Consider the following 15,909-nt stretch of genomic DNA (forward strand, 5'->3'; position numbering starts at 1 on the left):
GTTCTCCGGTGGGTGAGCGTGATCGGCGGGTTCGACGGCACCCGGCTCACTGGGCGGTCGGCAGGCGACCGCTGCCGAGCAAGGTGAAGCCGATGCCGGCGGGGTTCGTGTGCGGGATCCAGCCTGTCTGGTAGCCGCGCTGCACCGCGACACCGCGCGCCTGCTGGAAGGCCTCGATGCCGTCGGGCATGACGAAGAAGTGGATGAAGGTCTTGCTCGAGTCGTGGGCCGCGAGCGCCGTGGAGAATCTCGACCCCGGCGTGGCGGCCGCGGCGGCCGGTTCGCCCGCCCCCTCGAGGAGCCTGAACTCGACGACCGCCCGCGCGCGGCTGAGGTTCAGGCGGCCGGACTTCAGCTGCTCGAGCCCCGCGCGCAAGGTGGCCGACACGTCGCGCCCGCTGGCCGTGCGGCCGTCCAGAGGCCTGCTCCAGGCCTCGAACTCGGTGATCGACCTCGCCGGCGCCACACCCTCGAGCAGCTTGTCGATGAGCGTCGTGTCGACGTGGTACAGGCGGCCGGCCGTGCAGGCGAAGTGCAGCGGGCGCGCAGCGGTGCGATGTTCCATCGGCAGGCGCTTGAGCACCGTCGCCCCCCCTGCGGCGAGCACCGTGAAGATCATGACGAAGATGACGATGCCCAGCGTGTTGGTCAGCATGTCGGCCAACGGCACCATCGACTGGCCGGGTGCGGTGCGACGGCGAACGTTCTTCATGGATGTTCCCCGGCGGAGAGCAGTTGCACGCCGCGCTCCTGCCCGACCGGCTCGTAGCCGATGTCGATGTGCGCGGCACGAAAGTCGTCGGTGAGGCGCGGCAGCGTCGCGAATCCGCTCGGCCGCACCGCGAACAGCACGTAGCCTGTCGCGCTGCGCTGCCCGAATTCGGCCAGCAGCCGCTGCATGGCGGCGCTGCGCGGACGCATGCCGCCCGCCGCCGCGGCCTGGTCGTCGAGCCAGGGCACGCGCCGACGCTGCGCGCCCTCGTGCACGGTCAGCGCGCTGCCGTCCCATTCGACGAGCACCGGCGCCTTGCTCGCGGTGCCGTCGCGCGCGGCCATGTCCCAGGTCTCGGCGACCCCCGGCCCGAGGCTCAGGGACGCCATGCCCAGGGTCGCCGTCAGCAGTGCGCCCAGAAGGCTCATCAGGATGGCGATGTAGGGGAAGAGGTCGAAGTGGTCCTGCGACCCGGGGCTGGCGCGGCGGTGCATGGGAGCCTCTCGGTGTCGTCGCCGGGCGCCGCGCTCAGTTGTCGAGCGTGGTCATCACGGCGCGGAACAGCATGGCGGCCTCCGGCAGCAGGCGGATGCAGCGCATCAGGATCGGGGCGGCATAGCCCGGCTCGGCGATGAACAGCTCCACCGCCACCCACATCGAGCGGCCCGATCCGCTGTACACCTTGGCCACCTTGATCTGGCGGTTGACTCGATCGGCAGCCCGTTCGGCCCGGGCACGTTCGGCATCGTTCTCCACCGGCCAGAAGTTCGGCAGCAGAAGGCGGAAGTACTCGGGGTCGCGGGCGTCGCGACACAGGCAGATCAGCCAACGCTCGTGCTCGATGCGCAGGTTGCCGTCGGCATCCGCGCTGGGCTTGTAGCCTTCCAGCTCGAGCAGCCTCGTATAGAACGTGAGCCAATCGGCCGGCGCATCGGCCTGGCGGCCCGCGGCAGTCTCGACGCCCGTGGCCCCGGCCGGCATGACGCCGGCTTGGATGGTCGACAACGGGATCTGCAGGCGCTTGATCGGATCCATGATTTGCTCCTTGGTAGGGCGGCGGTGCCGCGGGCTGGCGATGGAGCCATCGTGCCGCGGCCGACCCCGGCGAGATATCCGGAAAGCCGGCAAAAACAAGGTTCGGGCGGCCCGTGCCGGGAGGTCGCTGCGGACGCCGACTCGGCGTGGAGCAGGAATCATACTAAGTTGCGTTCAAAGATATAGAAGTAATCCAATTGAATCCGGTCATTGACTGGGTTCGCATTGGGTCAGCTTCGAGGGTGACGATGCCAGCGGTCAGGGCGCGCTCGACCGAGTCGAGGTCGGCGAAGACATGGTTTGCGAAGCAGTCCTCACGCATGGCCTCCCACAGGTGCTCGGCAGGGTTGAGCTCCGGGCTGTAGGGCGGCAGGAACATCAGCCGCATGTTGGGTGGCACGGTGAGTTCACCGGCAATGTGCCAGCCCGCCTGGTCCATAACCATGAAGACGAACTCGTCGGCGTGACGCTGGGCGACCTCGTCGAGGAACATCGACATCATCTGGGCGTCGACCCAGGGCAGTACGAGGCTGTCCATCACGCCGTCGTGCGGGCTGACGGCGCTGAAGGCATAGAGGTACTTGCGCTGCAGCCGCGCACCGACCACCGGGCGCATTCCCCTTGGTGCCCAGCAGCGCCGCGGCGTACCCAGCAACCCGAAGCGACCTTCGTCCTGGAACATCAGCCGCACCCGGCGGCCCTGCTCAGCCTGGCGCGAGACCTCTTGGCGTACCGCGCGGCGAAGTTTTTTTAAAGGCGGCCTGCGCCGCGACGTCCGCCTTCGGGTGTCTGGGACGCGGCACAACCTTGCGCCAGCCGTGCCTCTCCAGCAGCCGATACACCGTCGAGCGAGCTACTGCCTTGCCGGTTCGCTCCCGGTAGGCCTGCTGGATGTCGGCCACGGTGAGCATGCCGCCAGCCTCTGCGCGCTCGACGAACGGCGCCAGCAGCACCTTCTCCTGCTCCTGCGTGAGGTGCTGGTGCCGTCTGCCGCCGCGGCCGCCCACCTCGAAGATGGCCTCACCCTCCTTGGCCCAGCGCGAGTGCATCACGTGCACCGTGGCCGTGGACCAGCCGAGCAACTGCGCGATCTCCGCCGCCGAGCTGCCCAGCGTGGCCCGGATCAGCACGCATTGGATGCGCTGGTACTCCGAGTGGCTATCGGCCTTCTTCAGCCTCTCGGCTAACCGCTCCACGGTGGGCTTGTCGCCCACGATCAGACTCTTCATCCACGGCTCCTTGAAGTCCGTGGACCGATACTATATCTAATCTATTGAACGCAACTTGGTATCAGGCAGACTGTCCTGGCCCGACTGACCCACCGCCCTCAACCGACGTGGACTGGTTCGAGAAGATCACAGGCTTCAGGGAAGCCGGCTACGACGAGACGCAGCGCCAGCTGGTGCTGCGGGACGGTTTCCTGCATCACCGCAGCGACCACATCCGATGGTCCGTCGGCACGCTCGAGACGCCCACTTTGGCCCAGCTTCGCAAGCGCGCTGCTGGTCACGCAGCGGGCCGAGGACGGACCCGCGTCAACTGCGTCGTGGCCGACGCGCGCTCCCTGCACAGCGAGGCCCATCACGCTGGCGCCCTCTTCCAGGTGGCTTCCCAGTTCAACCTGCTCGAGATGGTCGGCCCTGACGTGACGCCGGAGCACGGGATTACGCGCTACGAGGGTGACAGGACTCAAGGGCCGGTCTGTGCCATGGCAGCAGGGGCAGCCACGATCTATCGCAACTACCTGGTGCCCATGGGCCATGCACGCGGCCAGCGAGCCGATGGGCAGATCGATTGCCTGGCCGATCTCGGCGGCTCACTGGGCAACGACGACGGTCGGCTGTGGACCATGCGCAACGGCTACGCGATGTGCACCGCGGCGGGCCTGGACGAAATCGACCAGCGACTCGGCTCGCTCGATGAGCAGGCCGTCGACGAGTTGCGTGCGAAGCTGCGCATCGGCCTGCACTGGCAGGTCGACGTGACGGACCTTCCCGAACCCGGCCGTCGCGTCTCGCAGGCGTTCTGCTCTGCGCTGCCGGTGGCCTACCAGCGCTATCCGCCGCACCAGTGGATGAGATTCGCCCGTCCGGTGCTGGAAGCCGCCTACGAAGCCACGATGCTCGCCGCGGTCATCAACCGTGCCAGTCATGGCAGCGCTACCGTCTTTCTGACGAGCTTGGGCGGAGGAGCTTTCGGCAATCAGCCCGCCTGGATTCACGCTGCCATGGGGCGCGGCCTGAACCTGGTCCGCGAAGCCGGACTCGACGTCCGCCTGGTGTCGCGCACGCGGCCGCCACAAGAACTGCAGGTACTGGCCGACGCGTTCTGATCGCGCTGTACTTCCGCATGGTCACGAACGCAGGCACGACGAATGCGATCGCCGTGACCTTGACCACCAGACATGCGGACGGCCATTGATGTCGGTTGGCATCGGACAATGAACGACCGCTTCGGAGAACGCCTCACCGCGATCGGTCGCCGAGCGACGTCCGCTGTACCTTGAGAACGGCCGTTGGCGGCGCGAGTTTCTTGATGCTCGAGCGACCGGAAGTGGCCGGGTCCCGGTGGCCACGAACGGCTGCTTCGGGGAGGGGAAGCCCACAAGAGGTCGATCCGAGCGTCGGGCAGCTTTGGAGAAATCCGACAGGCAGGATTGGGTCGTCCAGCGCCGACCAGGTGTTGGCGACCAAAGGCAGCGGTACGTCGTTGAGCGGTCGTTCGAGCCGGCGCCGACCGCTATGGATCGCATGGCCGCCGTTGGTCGTCGCCCGCTCGGCGGTCAAGGACGGCCAGTTGCTGTCATCCAGTCGGCCAGAAAATCGCCATGCCATTGACCGGTTTCAGAGTACAGCCGATGTAGGCTGACGGCGCACGGCGTGCCAGCCAAGGATGGGGGCATGCCTCGGCTATCATCCTCTGGTCATTGGGGAGTAGTCGCTCTTCGCCCCGAAGAGGCTTACGTCAACACGCTTGACCCGCAGGTCATGGCGTAAGCAGTTCCAAGCTTGGCAAGACCTTTGACCACGTCGCCTCCGAATCGGCCGGGGAAGCGTCGTGGTCAATCGTCTGGTGTCCGGCCGTGGAACTTCGATGGAATCCCTTCTCGTTTCAACCGGCGTGGTCGCCCTCGCCGAAATCGGCGACAAGACCCAGTTGCTCGCGTTCATCCTCGCGGCACGCTTCAAGAAGCCCTTGCCTATCGTCGCCGGCATCCTTGCTGCCACCGTCGTGAACCACGGCCTTGCAGGGGCGCTCGGAGCATGGATCACGACCACCATCAGCCCGGGCGCCCTGCGTTGGGTACTGGGCCTGTCATTCATCGGCATGGCCATCTGGACCATGATCCCCGACGAGATCGAGGAGGAAGAGACCAAGGTCGCCCAGCGCTTCGGCGTCTTCGGGGCAACCCTGGTCACCTTCTTTCTCGCCGAGATGGGCGACAAGACACAACTGGCCACCGTGGCCATGGCCGCACACTACTCGACACCCGTCTTGGTCGTCATCGGCACGACGCTCGGCATGCTCATCGCCGACGTGCCGGCCGTGTATGCGGGTGACAAGCTGGCGACCAGGATTCCCATGAGGCTGGTGCACGCGGTGGCCTCGGCGATCTTCGCGGCGCTCGGCGTGGCGACGCTGCTCGGTGCTGGCGCGGGATTCGGGTTCTGACACGGGCCGGCTGCGAGCGACCGATCAGCGGCTTTCGGGCCGAAAGAATGCCCGCACGACATACGCTGCCAACGCGTCGACCTCGTCGCGCGACAGCACCGACTTCCACGCCGGCATCGAGGTGCCGGGCAGGCCGTCGCGGATTGTGTCCAGCAGGCGCTCGCGTGGCATCGATTGCGCATCGAACCCGGTCAGGTCCCGCGCCTTCGGCTCCATGAACTGGCCGATCCAGTTCTTGCCGGTGCCGTCGGCGCCGTGGCAGAAGGCGCAGTTGGCCTGGAACAGCGCCTCGCCGCGGCGTTCGGCTGCGCTCAGGCCTTCCAGGCGCGGCGCGACATCGTGCTTGGCATAGACGCTGGCGCTGGACACCGCATCGACCGCCGGCGCCTGACCGGGGGCGAAGCCCATGCGCGGGTAGGACAGCGGCCGGGCGCTCCACGCCGGGCCAGCGTCCTCGACGCGCCCGCGGTCGTGGCAGGAGATGCACGCCGCGAGGTAGAGGCTGCGGCCGCGGCGCTGCGCGTCGTCCAGCGAGTCCGGCGCAGCGTCCAGCGCGATGCGGCCCTGCGCGAACGGGAAGGCCGCGGCATGGCGCTGGTGGTCTGGCCAGCCGTTCGCGGCCGTGTGATAGGCCGTGTTCGGCCGCGCCTCGCGCACGAACTCGCGCTCGACGAAGGCCGCCACGGCACGCATCTCGCGCTCGTCGAGCAGGCTGCGGAACGACTTCATCGCGGTGCCCGGCCGGCCTTCGCGCAGCGCGGCGACGATCTGCGCAGCGCGCAATGTGCGGGCGGCAGTGAAGTCGCGCGGCGGTGGCAGCAGATAACTCGCGGCCAGCGTCTTCGCGTCGCCCGAGTAGCCGTGGCAGAAGTAGCAGCGTGCGTTGTAGACACGCCGGCCGAGCTCGTGTTCGTCCAGCGCCGGTGTCCGGTCGCAGGCGGCCAGCAGCAGCGCAGCTGCCAGCGCGAGCAGCAGCTTCATCGCTCGACGAACGCCTGGAACACGTACTCGCTGACGTCGGCGATCTGCTGCGGCGTCGCAACCTGGCGCCAAGCGGGCATCTCGGTGCCCAGGCGACCCTCCGAGACCGCGGCATAGAGCGCGACGCGGTTGAAGCGAGCGCGGCTGGCCGCTGCGGTGAAGTCGCGCGGCCGCGGGCGGATGAAGTAGGCACGTGGACCGTTGCCGTCGCCGCGCGCGCCGTGGCAAGTGGCGCAGTTGGCCCGATAAAAAACACCCCCGCGCTGCGCGTCTCCCTTCAGGCCGTTGGGGAGGCCGGCCGTCATGTCGACCGGCACGGGAGTGGAAGCGGCGTCGGCCTCGCGGCCGCCGTGGGCGCGCGAGCCGGAAACTCCTGCGCCCGGCGCGACGGGGCGGTGCGGATCGGGAGCCGGTGCGTGCACGAAGCGTTCGAGCAGGTAGTCCGCGAGGCGCGCGACATCGGCTTCGCCGAGCTGCGACTTCCAGGCCACCATCGCCGTGCCCGGCCGGCCATGGGTGATGGCCAGCACGATGCGCTCGCGCGTCAGCTCCTGCTTGGCCGCGACGGAAGTGAAGTCGCGCGGCACGGTCGAGAGCGAACCGGTCGCGCGGCTGCGGCCATCGCCGCGGTCGCCGTGGCAGACCGAACAGTAGTTGTGGTACAGCAGCGCCGCGCGTTCGTCGGCCGCCTGCGCGATGCCGGCGAGCCAACACAGCAGTGCAAGAAACAGCGCTCTCATCTCGATGCGTTGTTCTGCAAGTTCTCTGCCACGCGAATCCGACGTGGCACATCGTTTGCAGCCGAACCCGGTCGAAGTGGTCGGCACGGCGCCGATCAGCAGCATCGCTACGAGGAGATCGACATGAAGGCATTCGCCATTGCGGGAAGTCTCGTTCTCATATTCGGCATTGCCGCCGCACCGGCCGCCGGCGCCGCGGACGGCAAGGCCGTCTATGACAAGACCTGCGTGGCCTGCCATGCCAGCGGCGTGGCCAACGCGCCGAAGCTCGGCGACAAGGCGGCCTGGGCGCCGCGCATCGCCACCGGCCGCGACGCGCTCTTCGCGAGCGTGATCAAGGGCAAGGGGGTGATGCCGCCGAAGGCCGGCGCGGCCGACCTGAAGGACGAGGACATCAAGGCCGCGATCGACTACCTGGTATCGGCCGCCAAGTGAGCTGACGTCGGCCATGGCCGCGCGCGCGCTCCGCGTCCTGGCGGCGCTGCTGGCAGCGTTGCTGGCCGCCTGCGCGCAGGCGCCGCCGACGCCGCAGGCGCCGAAGACCCTCTACTTCCCGAGCGCGCCGGACGAACCGCGCTTCGTCTTCGAGCGCAGCATCCGCGGCAGTGCCGACGTACTGCCGGCGGAGGCCGCGAGCGAGTTGCGCCGTCTCGTCACCGGTGAGCAGGTGTCCGGTGAACTGCTCTCCAAGCCGTACGCGGTGGCGGTGTTCCAGGGCCGCATCTTCGTCTCCGACACCGTCTCGCGCTTCGTGCGCGTGTTCGACGTGCCGGGCGGCCAGCAGCACCGCATCGGCGACGAGGAAGGCGCGGGTCAGCTGATCAAGCCGATCGGGCTGGACGTCGACGCAGCCGGGCGGCTCTACGTGGCCGACATCGGCTCGAAGGCGGTGTTCGTCTACGGACCGGATCGCAAGTTCCTGCGCCGCATCGGGGGAGAACAGTGGTTCTCGCGCCTCTCGAGCGTCACCGTCGATCCGACCGGGCAGCGCCTCTATGCGGTCGACATCGGCGGCGTGAGTTCCGAGCGGCACCAGGTGCGCGTGTTCGACGCGGTGAGCGGCGTGCACCTGATGGACATCGGCAAGCGCGGCAGCGGCCCGGGCGAGTTCAACCTGCCGCGCGACCTGGCGATCGGCAAGGACGGGCGGCTGTACGTCGTCGACGGCGGCAACTTCCGCGTCGTCGTGTTCGACCACGAGGGCCGCTACCTGCACAGCTTCGGCAGCGTCGGCAAGCAGTACGGGCAGTTCGCACGGCCCAAGGAGATCGCGGTCGACCGGGAGGGCAACGTCTACGTGGTCGACACTGCGTTCGGCAACTTCCAGGTCTTCAACCCCGAGGGCGAGCTGCTGCTGTTCGTCGGCGACCGTTCGGAGCGCGACGGTCCGGCCAAGTACATGCTGCCCTCGGGCATCGCGGTCGACGAGGATGGCCGCGTGTACGTCGTCGACCAGTGGTACCGCCGCATCGACGTGTTCCGTCCCGCGGCGCTGGCCGCCCAGGCGGGCCATCTCGGGCGCCGCGCCGACGCACCTTGAGTTCCCGATCCCGGGAACGACGCTTCCCGAAAGCTGGAGCCGATCGGCACGCCAGCACGGCAAATCAAGGCCGTGACGAATGGCACAGAAGCTGCAGAAGCAGGATCGTCATGCGGGGCATTGGGGAGTGTCGGGCTTGACCTCTGTTCAACCAACCATCGAGAGGGGCGACATGAAATTGCCATGGCAATGGCGTCGGCCGAGATGGGGGGCAGCGTCCGCAGCGGTGATCGCGGCACTGGTCCTCGGCTTCAGCGGCGGCGCGTCGGCGGGCATCGCCGACACCAAGCACAACCTCGGCTCCGGGCCCGGCCCGGCGGGGCGCAACCAGACCAGCGACACCGCGGAGATCTGCGTGTTCTGCCATACCCCGCACGGCGGTGACGTCAATGCGCCGGCGCCCTTGTGGAACAAGCGCCTCGGCACGGCCGGCGCGCCCCCCGGCGGCGGCGCCTACACCACCTACGACACGCTGCAGACACCCTCGCTGGACGGCACCGTGGCGGCGGTCGGTTCGATCTCGATGGCCTGCCTCTCGTGTCATGACGGCACGCAGGCGATGGACAACATCATCAATGCGCCGGGCTCGGGCGGCGTGCTGACCGATGGCGGCGGCAATGACGGCCTGGCCTTCACCTGGACGGGGACTACCGTCAACGCCGCCGGGCGCCTCTCCAGCGGCGCCGCGCTGATCGGCACCGATCTGTCCAACGACCACCCGATCGGCATCCAGTACTGCGGGGGCGGGCTGACGGGCGCAGGCGCAGCCGTCTCGGGCACCTGCAACGACGGCGACTTCGTGCAGCCGCTGACGCAGACGATCAACAGCAACCAGGTCTTCTGGGTCGACACCGGCGGGGCCGGCAAGCAGCGCACCGATTTGCCGCTCTACGTGCGCGCCGCTGGCGGCCTCGGGCCGATGGTCGAATGCGCGAGCTGCCACGATCCGCACGTCTCCACCGGCCAGGCCGGACCCACGAGCACGGGGCGCGTCGCGGGTGAGACCTTCCTGCGCATCTCCAACGCGTCCAGCGCGGTTTGTACCGCGTGCCACGTGAAGTAGCAGGAGCGGGCAATGACGGCGCTGCCGGTGGCTGTCCGACTGTTCGCCGCAGCGCTGGCCTTCACGGCGCTGGCGGCGCCGGCTGCCGACCCGGCGCCGCCTGCCAGGCCCTTCGCCACCGTCGGCGACACGGTGCTCAGCGCCGCCGACTACCAGCGCGCCCTGGCGGTGGCGATGCGCAAGAAGTACTACCACGCGAAGCCGCCCGAAGCCGAGCTGGCGCTGTTCCAGCGCGAGGTCGGCGACGAGCTGGTCAACCGCGTGCTGCTGCTGGCCGAGGCGAAGCGCCGCGGCCTGCAGCCCGACCGCGAGAAGATCGCTGCGACGGTGGCCGGCTACGACCGGCAGTACCAGGGCCGCGCGAACTGGACGGCGAACCGCGAGAAGATGCTCGCCGCCGTCGTGCCGCAACTCGAGAGCGAGAGCCTGCTCGATGTGCTGCAGCAATCGGTCAAGCGCGTCGCCACGCCGAGCGAGGCCGCGGCGCGTGGCTACTACGAGACGCACAAGGAGCTGTTCGTCGAGCCCGAGCAGGTGAAGCTCGGCGTGATCCTGCTGCGCGTCGACCCGAGTTCGCCGCAGTCGGCCTGGAACGGCGCATGGGCGGAGGCGAAGTCGCTGCATGCGAAGCTCGTCGCCGGCGCCGACTTCGCCGCGTTGGCGAAGCTGCACTCGGGCGACAAGTCCGCTGCGCGCGGCGGCGAGATGGACTACACGCACCGCGGCATGCTGCCCGAGGCGGTGCACGGCATCGTCGATGCGCTGAAACCCGGCGAGCTGGCCGCGCCGGCGCAGTTGCTCGAGGGCGTCGCGATCCTGCGCCTGGACGGGCGCAAGGCCGCGCTGCAGCGCCGCTTCGAGGACGTGCGTGCCCGTGCTGCCGACCTGCAGCAGCGCGATGAGGGCGAGGCGCGCTGGAAGGCGCTGATCGCCGAACTGCGCCGCGGCACCACGATCCGCATCGACGAGAGCCACTATGCGCCGCTGCGCACCACGGCCGAGAAGGCGCGCTCCGGCTGAGCCGCTGTGGCGGCTCGCACGGTGCACCGGAGCCTGCAGCGTGCATGGCCCGCCGAAACCCTGGCGCCGACGCGCGCGTGTGCTGGCTCCGGTGGCCGCCGCGCTGCTGCTGTGGCGGGCCGGGGCCGTGCAGGCGGCGGCCTTCCTGCCCGGCCCGGTCGAACCCGACCCGCCGACCGGTGACACCGTCGCGGCCGCCGAGCCGCTGCGCCACGGCGGGGGCTTCCGCTTCGAGTTCGTGCCCTGGCATGTCGGCGGCAGCGTCGCGCTGGACGGCCGCTGGTTGCGCCTGGAGGACGGCCTGCGCACGCGCCACGGCGCGCTGGTCGGCGATGTCGAGTTCGCCAGCTACCTGTGGCAGCCGTGGTTCGTGCAGGTGCGCGCCGGTGTCGGCGTGCTGCTCGCACGCGACCGCAGCGACGGTGCCGGCAGCGAGGGCGTCACCACGACCAGCGGCTCGACCACCGGCCGCTTCGGTCTCGCGGTCTTCCCGCAAAGCCGCTTCCCCTTCGAGTTGCAGGCGGACGTCAGCGACAGCCGCGTGCAGGGCGATACGCTGGGCACCGACTACCGCTCGCAACGGCTCAGCCTGACGCAGTCGTACCGGCCCGAGAACGGCAACTCGAGCTACCAGTTCGTCGCCGAACGCAGCCGGCTCAGCACCGAGGATGGCAGCGACGACAGTGTCTCCGCGCTGCGCGCCAGCGCGCTGTGGCAGCGCGGCGAGCACAGCGTCGACGCCGGCGCGGCGCTGACGCTCAATGAACGCAGCGACACCGGCGAGCGCAGCCGCATCAGCCAGCTCAGCCTGCGCCACAGCTTCCAGCCGGCCGGCACGCTGCACGTCGACACGCTCGCGAGCTGGAACGACGTGCAGCAACGCAGCGGCACGCTGCCCGAGTTCGGCACCGACATCCGCCAGGTCGCGAGTTTCGCGACCTGGCGCCCGCGCGAAGGCGAGCCGCTGTACCGGCCCGACGCGCCGCTGTACGTGACGGGCAGTGCACGCTGGGTCGATGCCGGTGTGGACAGCGGAGAAGGCGCGCAGCGCGCGCGCTCGATGAACGCGTCGCTCGGCCTGACGCAGGAACTGTCGCGCACCTGGCGCGTCTTCGCGGCCGGTTCGGGCACGCTGGTCGACAGCGACTCTGCGCCGCGCAGCGGCGCCGTCACCGGCAACCTGGGCGCGCAGTGGACGTCCGAGGGTGTACCGCTGGGCGACTGGCGCTGGCTGCCCTCGGCCGGGACGAGCATCGGCGCCACCCGCGCCAGCGGCACGGCGCTGCGTCACACGCTGACCACGCAGGCGAATCATGGGGTGGTCCGCAGCATCGTGCTCGGCGAGGGCGAGACGATCTCGCTGAACGCGACGCAGAGCCTCGGCGTGCTGAAGGACTCGGAGACGGCCACTGCGTCGCGCACGCTCGCGCACTCGGCCAGCCTGTTCTGGCAATCGTCGGCGAGCGGCACGACACAGAGCTACGCCGGCATCACCTTGAGCGAATCGCGCACGCAGGCCGACGAGGACGGGCGCTTCCGCCTGGTCAACCTCCAGTTCAGCCGCCGCACGCAGATCAATCGCCATGCGAGCTGGTCCGGCCACCTGACGCTGCAGGCCACCTGCAGCGACACCGAGCAGCTCGATGCGCTGACCGGCCTGCGCAGCAGCGCCGAGGCGAGCTGGCAGCACTACGGCAGCGGCACCCTGAGCTACGAGCACCAGCGCGCCTTCGGCGTGCCGCGCCTGCGCTTCTCGGCGCTGCTGTCGGTGAACAGCGCGCAGCTCGAGCGCCGCGCCGACGGCGACATCGATGCGCCGCGCGAGCGCGTCACCGAGTCGCTGGAGAACCGCCTCGACTACACGATCGGCCGGCTCGATGCGCGCCTGTCCGCGCGCATCGCACGCGTCGAGGGTCGCGTGGTGTTGGCCGTGTTCCTGCGTGTGCAGCGCCGCTTCTGACCAGGATGCTTGGGAGAGCCCCTTGAGAGTCGTTCGAAACCTGTTCGTGCCGCTGCTCGCCATGCTGCTGCTGTGGGGCGCGGTGCCGCCCGCGGTGCACGCCGAGTACGGCGACGTGGTGATCAACAACTTCTCCGACGCCGCCGGCATGCGGCCGGTGGTGTTCCCGCACTGGTTCCACCGCGTGCGCTTTCGCTGCAAGGTCTGCCACGCCGACCTGGGTTTCCAGTTCAAGGCCGGCGGCAACCAGATCAACATGCTGAAGATCATCGACGGCCAGTTCTGCGGCGCCTGCCACAACGGCGAGCTGGCCTGGTCGGCCGAGAACTGCAACCTGTGCCACTCGGCGCTGCCCAGCACGCCGACGCAAGTGCACGAGAGCACGCTGCAGAAGCTGGGGCCGGCGTCCGCGGCCGTCCCTGCGGCGGCCTCGGCACCGGCGGCATCGGCAGCGAAGAAGTAGGAGCCCGCGATGCGACGCCTCTTCTTCGCCGCATTGGCCGCCGCCGCGCTGCTGTGGACCGCGGTGGACAGCTTCGCGCAGAACCGTGCCGCCGCCAAGGCGATCTACGACTCCACCTGTGCCGGCTGCCACGGCACGGGCATCGCCGGCGCGCCGAAGTTCGGCGACGCGGCGCAATGGGCACCGCGCGCCAAGGCCGGCCTGGACGCGCTGGTCAGGAGCGCCGTCAACGGCACCGCGAAGGGCATGCCGCCCAAGGGCGGGCGGGGCGAGCTGACCGATGCGCAGATCCGCGCGGTGGTGCAATACATGCTTGCGGCCGCTGCCCCGGCCACCGTGGCGAAGGCCCCGGTACCGCCACCGCCAGCGCCAAAAGTGCCGCCCTCCCGACCCGTTGCCCCGGCAACGGCGCCGGCCCCGGCGAGCCCGCCCGCCGCCGTGCCGGTGATCGCCCCCGCACGCGCCGCGCCGAGCCCGCCGGCCAGCGCAGAGGTCAACGCCTTCAACCGGCTGCTCAAGCCGCTCGGCCGCATCAACCGGCCGGCCGTCGACTCCGGCATCCACGATCCGGCCAACGACATGACGCTGCAGTTGCAGCCGCCGGCCACCGCCTTCGCGGCGTTGCCGCGCAGCATGGCCGGCAACCACGTCGACTGGGTCAAGGCGCTGGACAGCAAGGCGATCGCGCCACGCTGGGACCGCAACGACCCGGCCGCCGCCGCGGTGGTGATGGACCTGAACATCGTGCGCGAGGTCAAGGGGTCGATGCCGGACGTGGTCTATCCCCACAAGCAGCACACGGAGTGGCTCGACTGCTCGAACTGCCACCCGGCGATCTTCGTGCCGCAGAAGGGGGCCAACCAGATCAGCATGGCGTCCATCCTGCTCGGGCAGAAGTGCGGTGTCTGTCACGGCAAGGTGGCCTTCCCGGTCTCGGAGTGCCGGCTGTGCCACTCGAAGAAGAAGGCCGTCGCAGCCGTGGCCGGAGAGACCCGGCCATGAGCGATGCGTGCGCGCGCGCGGCGCTGGCGGGCTTGTTGCTCGTCGCACAGGCCACGCTCGCGCAGGACGAGACGCTGCGCACCCAGGTCGAGCAGAAGATCCGGCTGTCGGCGCGCCTGCTCGGCGAGCACGCCGCAGCGCAGCGCATCGTCGCCAGCGGTCACGTGCAGGCCCTGGCGCATCTCGACGAGGGCCGTGTGCACCAGTCGCTGGCCGAGGACCTGCTCGCGCGCGGCGACTACGCTGCGGCGCGCCAGGCCGCCGACGAGGCGCTGCGCCACCTCTCCATGGCGCGCAGGCTGGTCCCCAACGCGCCGGCACGCCAGGCCGCAGCGCGCCTGCGCCACGAGCAGCAGATCGCCAGCGTCGAACGCCTGCTGGAATCCTGGCGCGCCCGCGCCGGCAACGACGGCCCGTCGCTCATCGATGCCATCGGTGTGCTTGACCAGGCGCGCACGCTGGCGCAGGACCAGCGTTATGACGAGGCGCAGCCGCGGCTGGCGCAGGCCGAGCGGCTGGTGCTCGCGGGCCTTTCGCGCGTGCTCGGCGAGGCAACGCTGGACTACACGCCGCGCCCGGCCACGCCGGCCGACGAGTTCCAGCTGGAGCTGTCGCGCCAGCACGCCTATGCCGAGCTGGTGCCGCTGGCCCTGCGCGACCTGAAGCCGCGGCCCGAGGCGCTGGCGCTCGTCGAACGATATGCCGACACCGGCCGAACGCTGCGCGCCCAGGCCCTGCAGCGCTTCGAACAGGGCGCCACCCACGAGGCCCTGACCCACATCCGCAACGCCACGCTGTACCTGCAGCGTGCGCTCGCGGCGGCCGGCCTGATCGTGCCGCCGTCGACCGGGAATCCGCCATGAGCGTCTTGTCCACCTGGCTGCGCTGCGGCCTGATCGGCCTTGCGATGGGCTCGGCAATCGCGGCCCCTGCGCTCGACCAGGTCGAGCGCAGGCTGCAGTCGGTTGCCACGCTGATCGAATCGTCGTCTGCCGCGAAGCAGATCGAGTCCAGCGGCGAGGCTCCAGCGCGCGAGCGGCGCGACAACGCGCGGCTGATCCACCGCGAGGCGGCCGCCGCCGCCGCACGCGGCGACGCCGCCGGCGCCAGCCAGCTGCTCGACGAGGCGGCGCGCGAGATGATGGCCGGCGCGCGCCTGGCCAAACCCGAACAGGTGGCGGCCGAGAAGGCGAAACGCGACTTCGCGGCGCGGCTGGACAGCGCTCGTGCATTGCTCGCCGCGCAGCTGCGGATCACGCAGGAGAAGAACGCCGGGCGCGAGGCGCAGCAGGCCACGCGCACGATCGAGCAGCAGATCGGGCAGGCCCAGCAGCTCGCCGCGCAGGACCGCATCGACGAGGCCCGTCCGCTGCTGGACCGCGCCTACCTCACCGCCCGTGTGTCGATCGAGACGATGCGCCGCGGCGACACCCTGGTGCGCTCGCTGCACTTCGCCAGCCCGCGCGAGGAATACGAGTACGAGATCGATCGCAACGACACCCACGGCATGCTGATCAGGGTCCTGCTGGCCGATCGCAGGGAGGCGGCCCTGCCGGCGGCGATGCAGGGGCCGGTCGACCAGGCCGCGAAGCTGCGCGGCGAGGCCGAGGCGCAGGCGAAGCGTGGCGACCACGCCGGCGCCATCAGGCTTCTGGAGGACTCGACACGCGAGCTGGTGCGCGCGATCCGCGCGGGTGGCCTCTACATCCCGGGTTGAGCTG

General features: G+C 69.9%; 18 protein-coding genes and 1 riboswitch. Of the genes, 11 read left to right on the plus strand and 7 right to left on the minus strand.

Annotated features, from left to right (window positions below; genetic code table 11):
* Nucleotides 1-46: 46 nt before the first annotated feature.
* From AB7F93_RS09865 to AB7F93_RS09885, 5 genes are all read right to left on the minus strand, one after another.
* Nucleotides 47-712 carry a hypothetical protein gene (locus AB7F93_RS09865; RefSeq protein WP_428302736.1) on the minus strand — a complete coding sequence of 222 codons (666 nt, stop codon included), beginning with the start codon at nt 710-712 and terminating at the stop codon, nt 47-49.
* Nucleotides 709-1,206 carry a hypothetical protein gene (locus AB7F93_RS09870; RefSeq protein ID WP_428302737.1) on the minus strand — a complete coding sequence of 166 codons (498 nt, stop codon included), beginning with the start codon at nt 1,204-1,206 and terminating at the stop codon, nt 709-711. Before AB7F93_RS09870 ends, AB7F93_RS09865 begins: the two co-directional genes overlap by 4 nt.
* A 34-nt stretch (nt 1,207-1,240) precedes the next feature.
* A complete protein-coding gene (locus AB7F93_RS09875) occupies nt 1,241-1,747 on the minus strand; it encodes a hypothetical protein (protein WP_428302738.1) in 507 nt (168 codons plus the stop codon).
* Nucleotides 1,748-1,910: 163 nt separating this feature from the next.
* Entirely contained in the window at nt 1,911-2,552 is a 642-nt protein-coding gene (locus tag AB7F93_RS09880; protein ID WP_428302739.1) for an IS630 family transposase, read from the minus strand.
* A complete protein-coding gene (locus AB7F93_RS09885) occupies nt 2,452-2,976 on the minus strand; it encodes a winged helix-turn-helix domain-containing protein (RefSeq protein ID WP_428302740.1) in 525 nt (174 codons plus the stop codon). The genes AB7F93_RS09880 and AB7F93_RS09885 overlap by 101 nt, the downstream gene beginning before the upstream one ends.
* A gap of 107 nt (nt 2,977-3,083) precedes the next feature.
* On the opposite strand from AB7F93_RS09885, the gene AB7F93_RS09890 reads away from it, so the two are divergent.
* Nucleotides 3,084-4,079, plus strand: coding sequence for a hypothetical protein (locus AB7F93_RS09890; RefSeq protein ID WP_428302741.1), 996 nt, complete (start codon nt 3,084-3,086; stop codon nt 4,077-4,079).
* A 584-nt stretch (nt 4,080-4,663) separates the two neighbouring features.
* A riboswitch (yybP-ykoY riboswitch) is annotated at nt 4,664-4,838 on the plus strand.
* A 2-nt stretch (nt 4,839-4,840) separates the two neighbouring features.
* A complete protein-coding gene (locus AB7F93_RS09895; protein ID WP_428302742.1) occupies nt 4,841-5,419 on the plus strand; it encodes a TMEM165/GDT1 family protein in 579 nt (192 codons plus the stop codon).
* Nucleotides 5,420-5,443: 24 nt separating this feature from the next.
* Here the strand turns inward: AB7F93_RS09895 and AB7F93_RS09900 are convergent, their stop codons facing one another.
* Nucleotides 5,444-6,400 carry a c-type cytochrome gene (locus AB7F93_RS09900; protein WP_428302743.1) on the minus strand — a complete coding sequence of 319 codons (957 nt, stop codon included), beginning with the start codon at nt 6,398-6,400 and terminating at the stop codon, nt 5,444-5,446.
* Complete coding sequence (locus tag AB7F93_RS09905) at nt 6,397-7,245, minus strand: c-type cytochrome (protein ID WP_428302744.1); 849 nt, start codon at nt 7,243-7,245, stop codon at nt 6,397-6,399. Before AB7F93_RS09905 ends, AB7F93_RS09900 begins: the two co-directional genes overlap by 4 nt.
* A gap of 18 nt (nt 7,246-7,263) precedes the next feature.
* On the opposite strand from AB7F93_RS09905, the gene AB7F93_RS09910 reads away from it, so the two are divergent.
* The 9 genes from AB7F93_RS09910 to AB7F93_RS09950 all read left to right on the plus strand — a co-directional run bounded on the left by AB7F93_RS09910 (nt 7,264) and on the right by AB7F93_RS09950 (nt 15,905).
* Nucleotides 7,264-7,575, plus strand: a complete 312-nt coding sequence (locus tag AB7F93_RS09910; protein ID WP_428302745.1) for a c-type cytochrome — start codon at nt 7,264-7,266, stop codon at nt 7,573-7,575.
* Nucleotides 7,576-7,588: 13 nt separating this feature from the next.
* Nucleotides 7,589-8,680 (plus strand): 6-bladed beta-propeller, encoded by a 1,092-nt coding sequence (locus AB7F93_RS09915; RefSeq protein WP_428302746.1) that lies wholly within the window; start codon nt 7,589-7,591, stop codon nt 8,678-8,680.
* 79 nt (nt 8,681-8,759) lie between these two features.
* Complete coding sequence (locus AB7F93_RS09920; protein ID WP_428302747.1) at nt 8,760-9,743, plus strand: cytochrome c3 family protein; 984 nt, start codon at nt 8,760-8,762, stop codon at nt 9,741-9,743.
* Between the two features lie 12 nt (nt 9,744-9,755).
* Nucleotides 9,756-10,763 carry a peptidylprolyl isomerase gene (locus AB7F93_RS09925; protein WP_428302748.1) on the plus strand — a complete coding sequence of 336 codons (1,008 nt, stop codon included), beginning with the start codon at nt 9,756-9,758 and terminating at the stop codon, nt 10,761-10,763.
* A gap of 79 nt (nt 10,764-10,842) precedes the next feature.
* Nucleotides 10,843-12,723 (plus strand): hypothetical protein, encoded by a 1,881-nt coding sequence (locus tag AB7F93_RS09930; RefSeq protein WP_428302749.1) that lies wholly within the window; start codon nt 10,843-10,845, stop codon nt 12,721-12,723.
* 61 nt (nt 12,724-12,784) lie between these two features.
* The gene (locus tag AB7F93_RS09935; RefSeq protein WP_428302776.1) at nt 12,785-13,186 is read left to right on the plus strand and encodes a c(7)-type cytochrome triheme domain-containing protein; all 402 of its coding nucleotides are present in this window, start codon (nt 12,785-12,787) and stop codon (nt 13,184-13,186) included.
* A gap of 9 nt (nt 13,187-13,195) precedes the next feature.
* Nucleotides 13,196-14,188 (plus strand): c(7)-type cytochrome triheme domain-containing protein, encoded by a 993-nt coding sequence (locus AB7F93_RS09940; protein ID WP_428302750.1) that lies wholly within the window; start codon nt 13,196-13,198, stop codon nt 14,186-14,188.
* The gene (locus tag AB7F93_RS09945; RefSeq protein ID WP_428302751.1) at nt 14,185-15,051 is read left to right on the plus strand and encodes a hypothetical protein; all 867 of its coding nucleotides are present in this window, start codon (nt 14,185-14,187) and stop codon (nt 15,049-15,051) included. Before AB7F93_RS09940 ends, AB7F93_RS09945 begins: the two co-directional genes overlap by 4 nt.
* The gene (locus AB7F93_RS09950) at nt 15,048-15,905 is read left to right on the plus strand and encodes a hypothetical protein (RefSeq protein ID WP_428302752.1); all 858 of its coding nucleotides are present in this window, start codon (nt 15,048-15,050) and stop codon (nt 15,903-15,905) included. Before AB7F93_RS09945 ends, AB7F93_RS09950 begins: the two co-directional genes overlap by 4 nt.
* Nucleotides 15,906-15,909: the final 4 nt, after the last annotated feature.

This window comes from Immundisolibacter sp. (assembly GCF_050250495.1).
Taxonomy (GTDB): domain Bacteria; phylum Pseudomonadota; class Gammaproteobacteria; order Immundisolibacterales; family Immundisolibacteraceae; genus Immundisolibacter.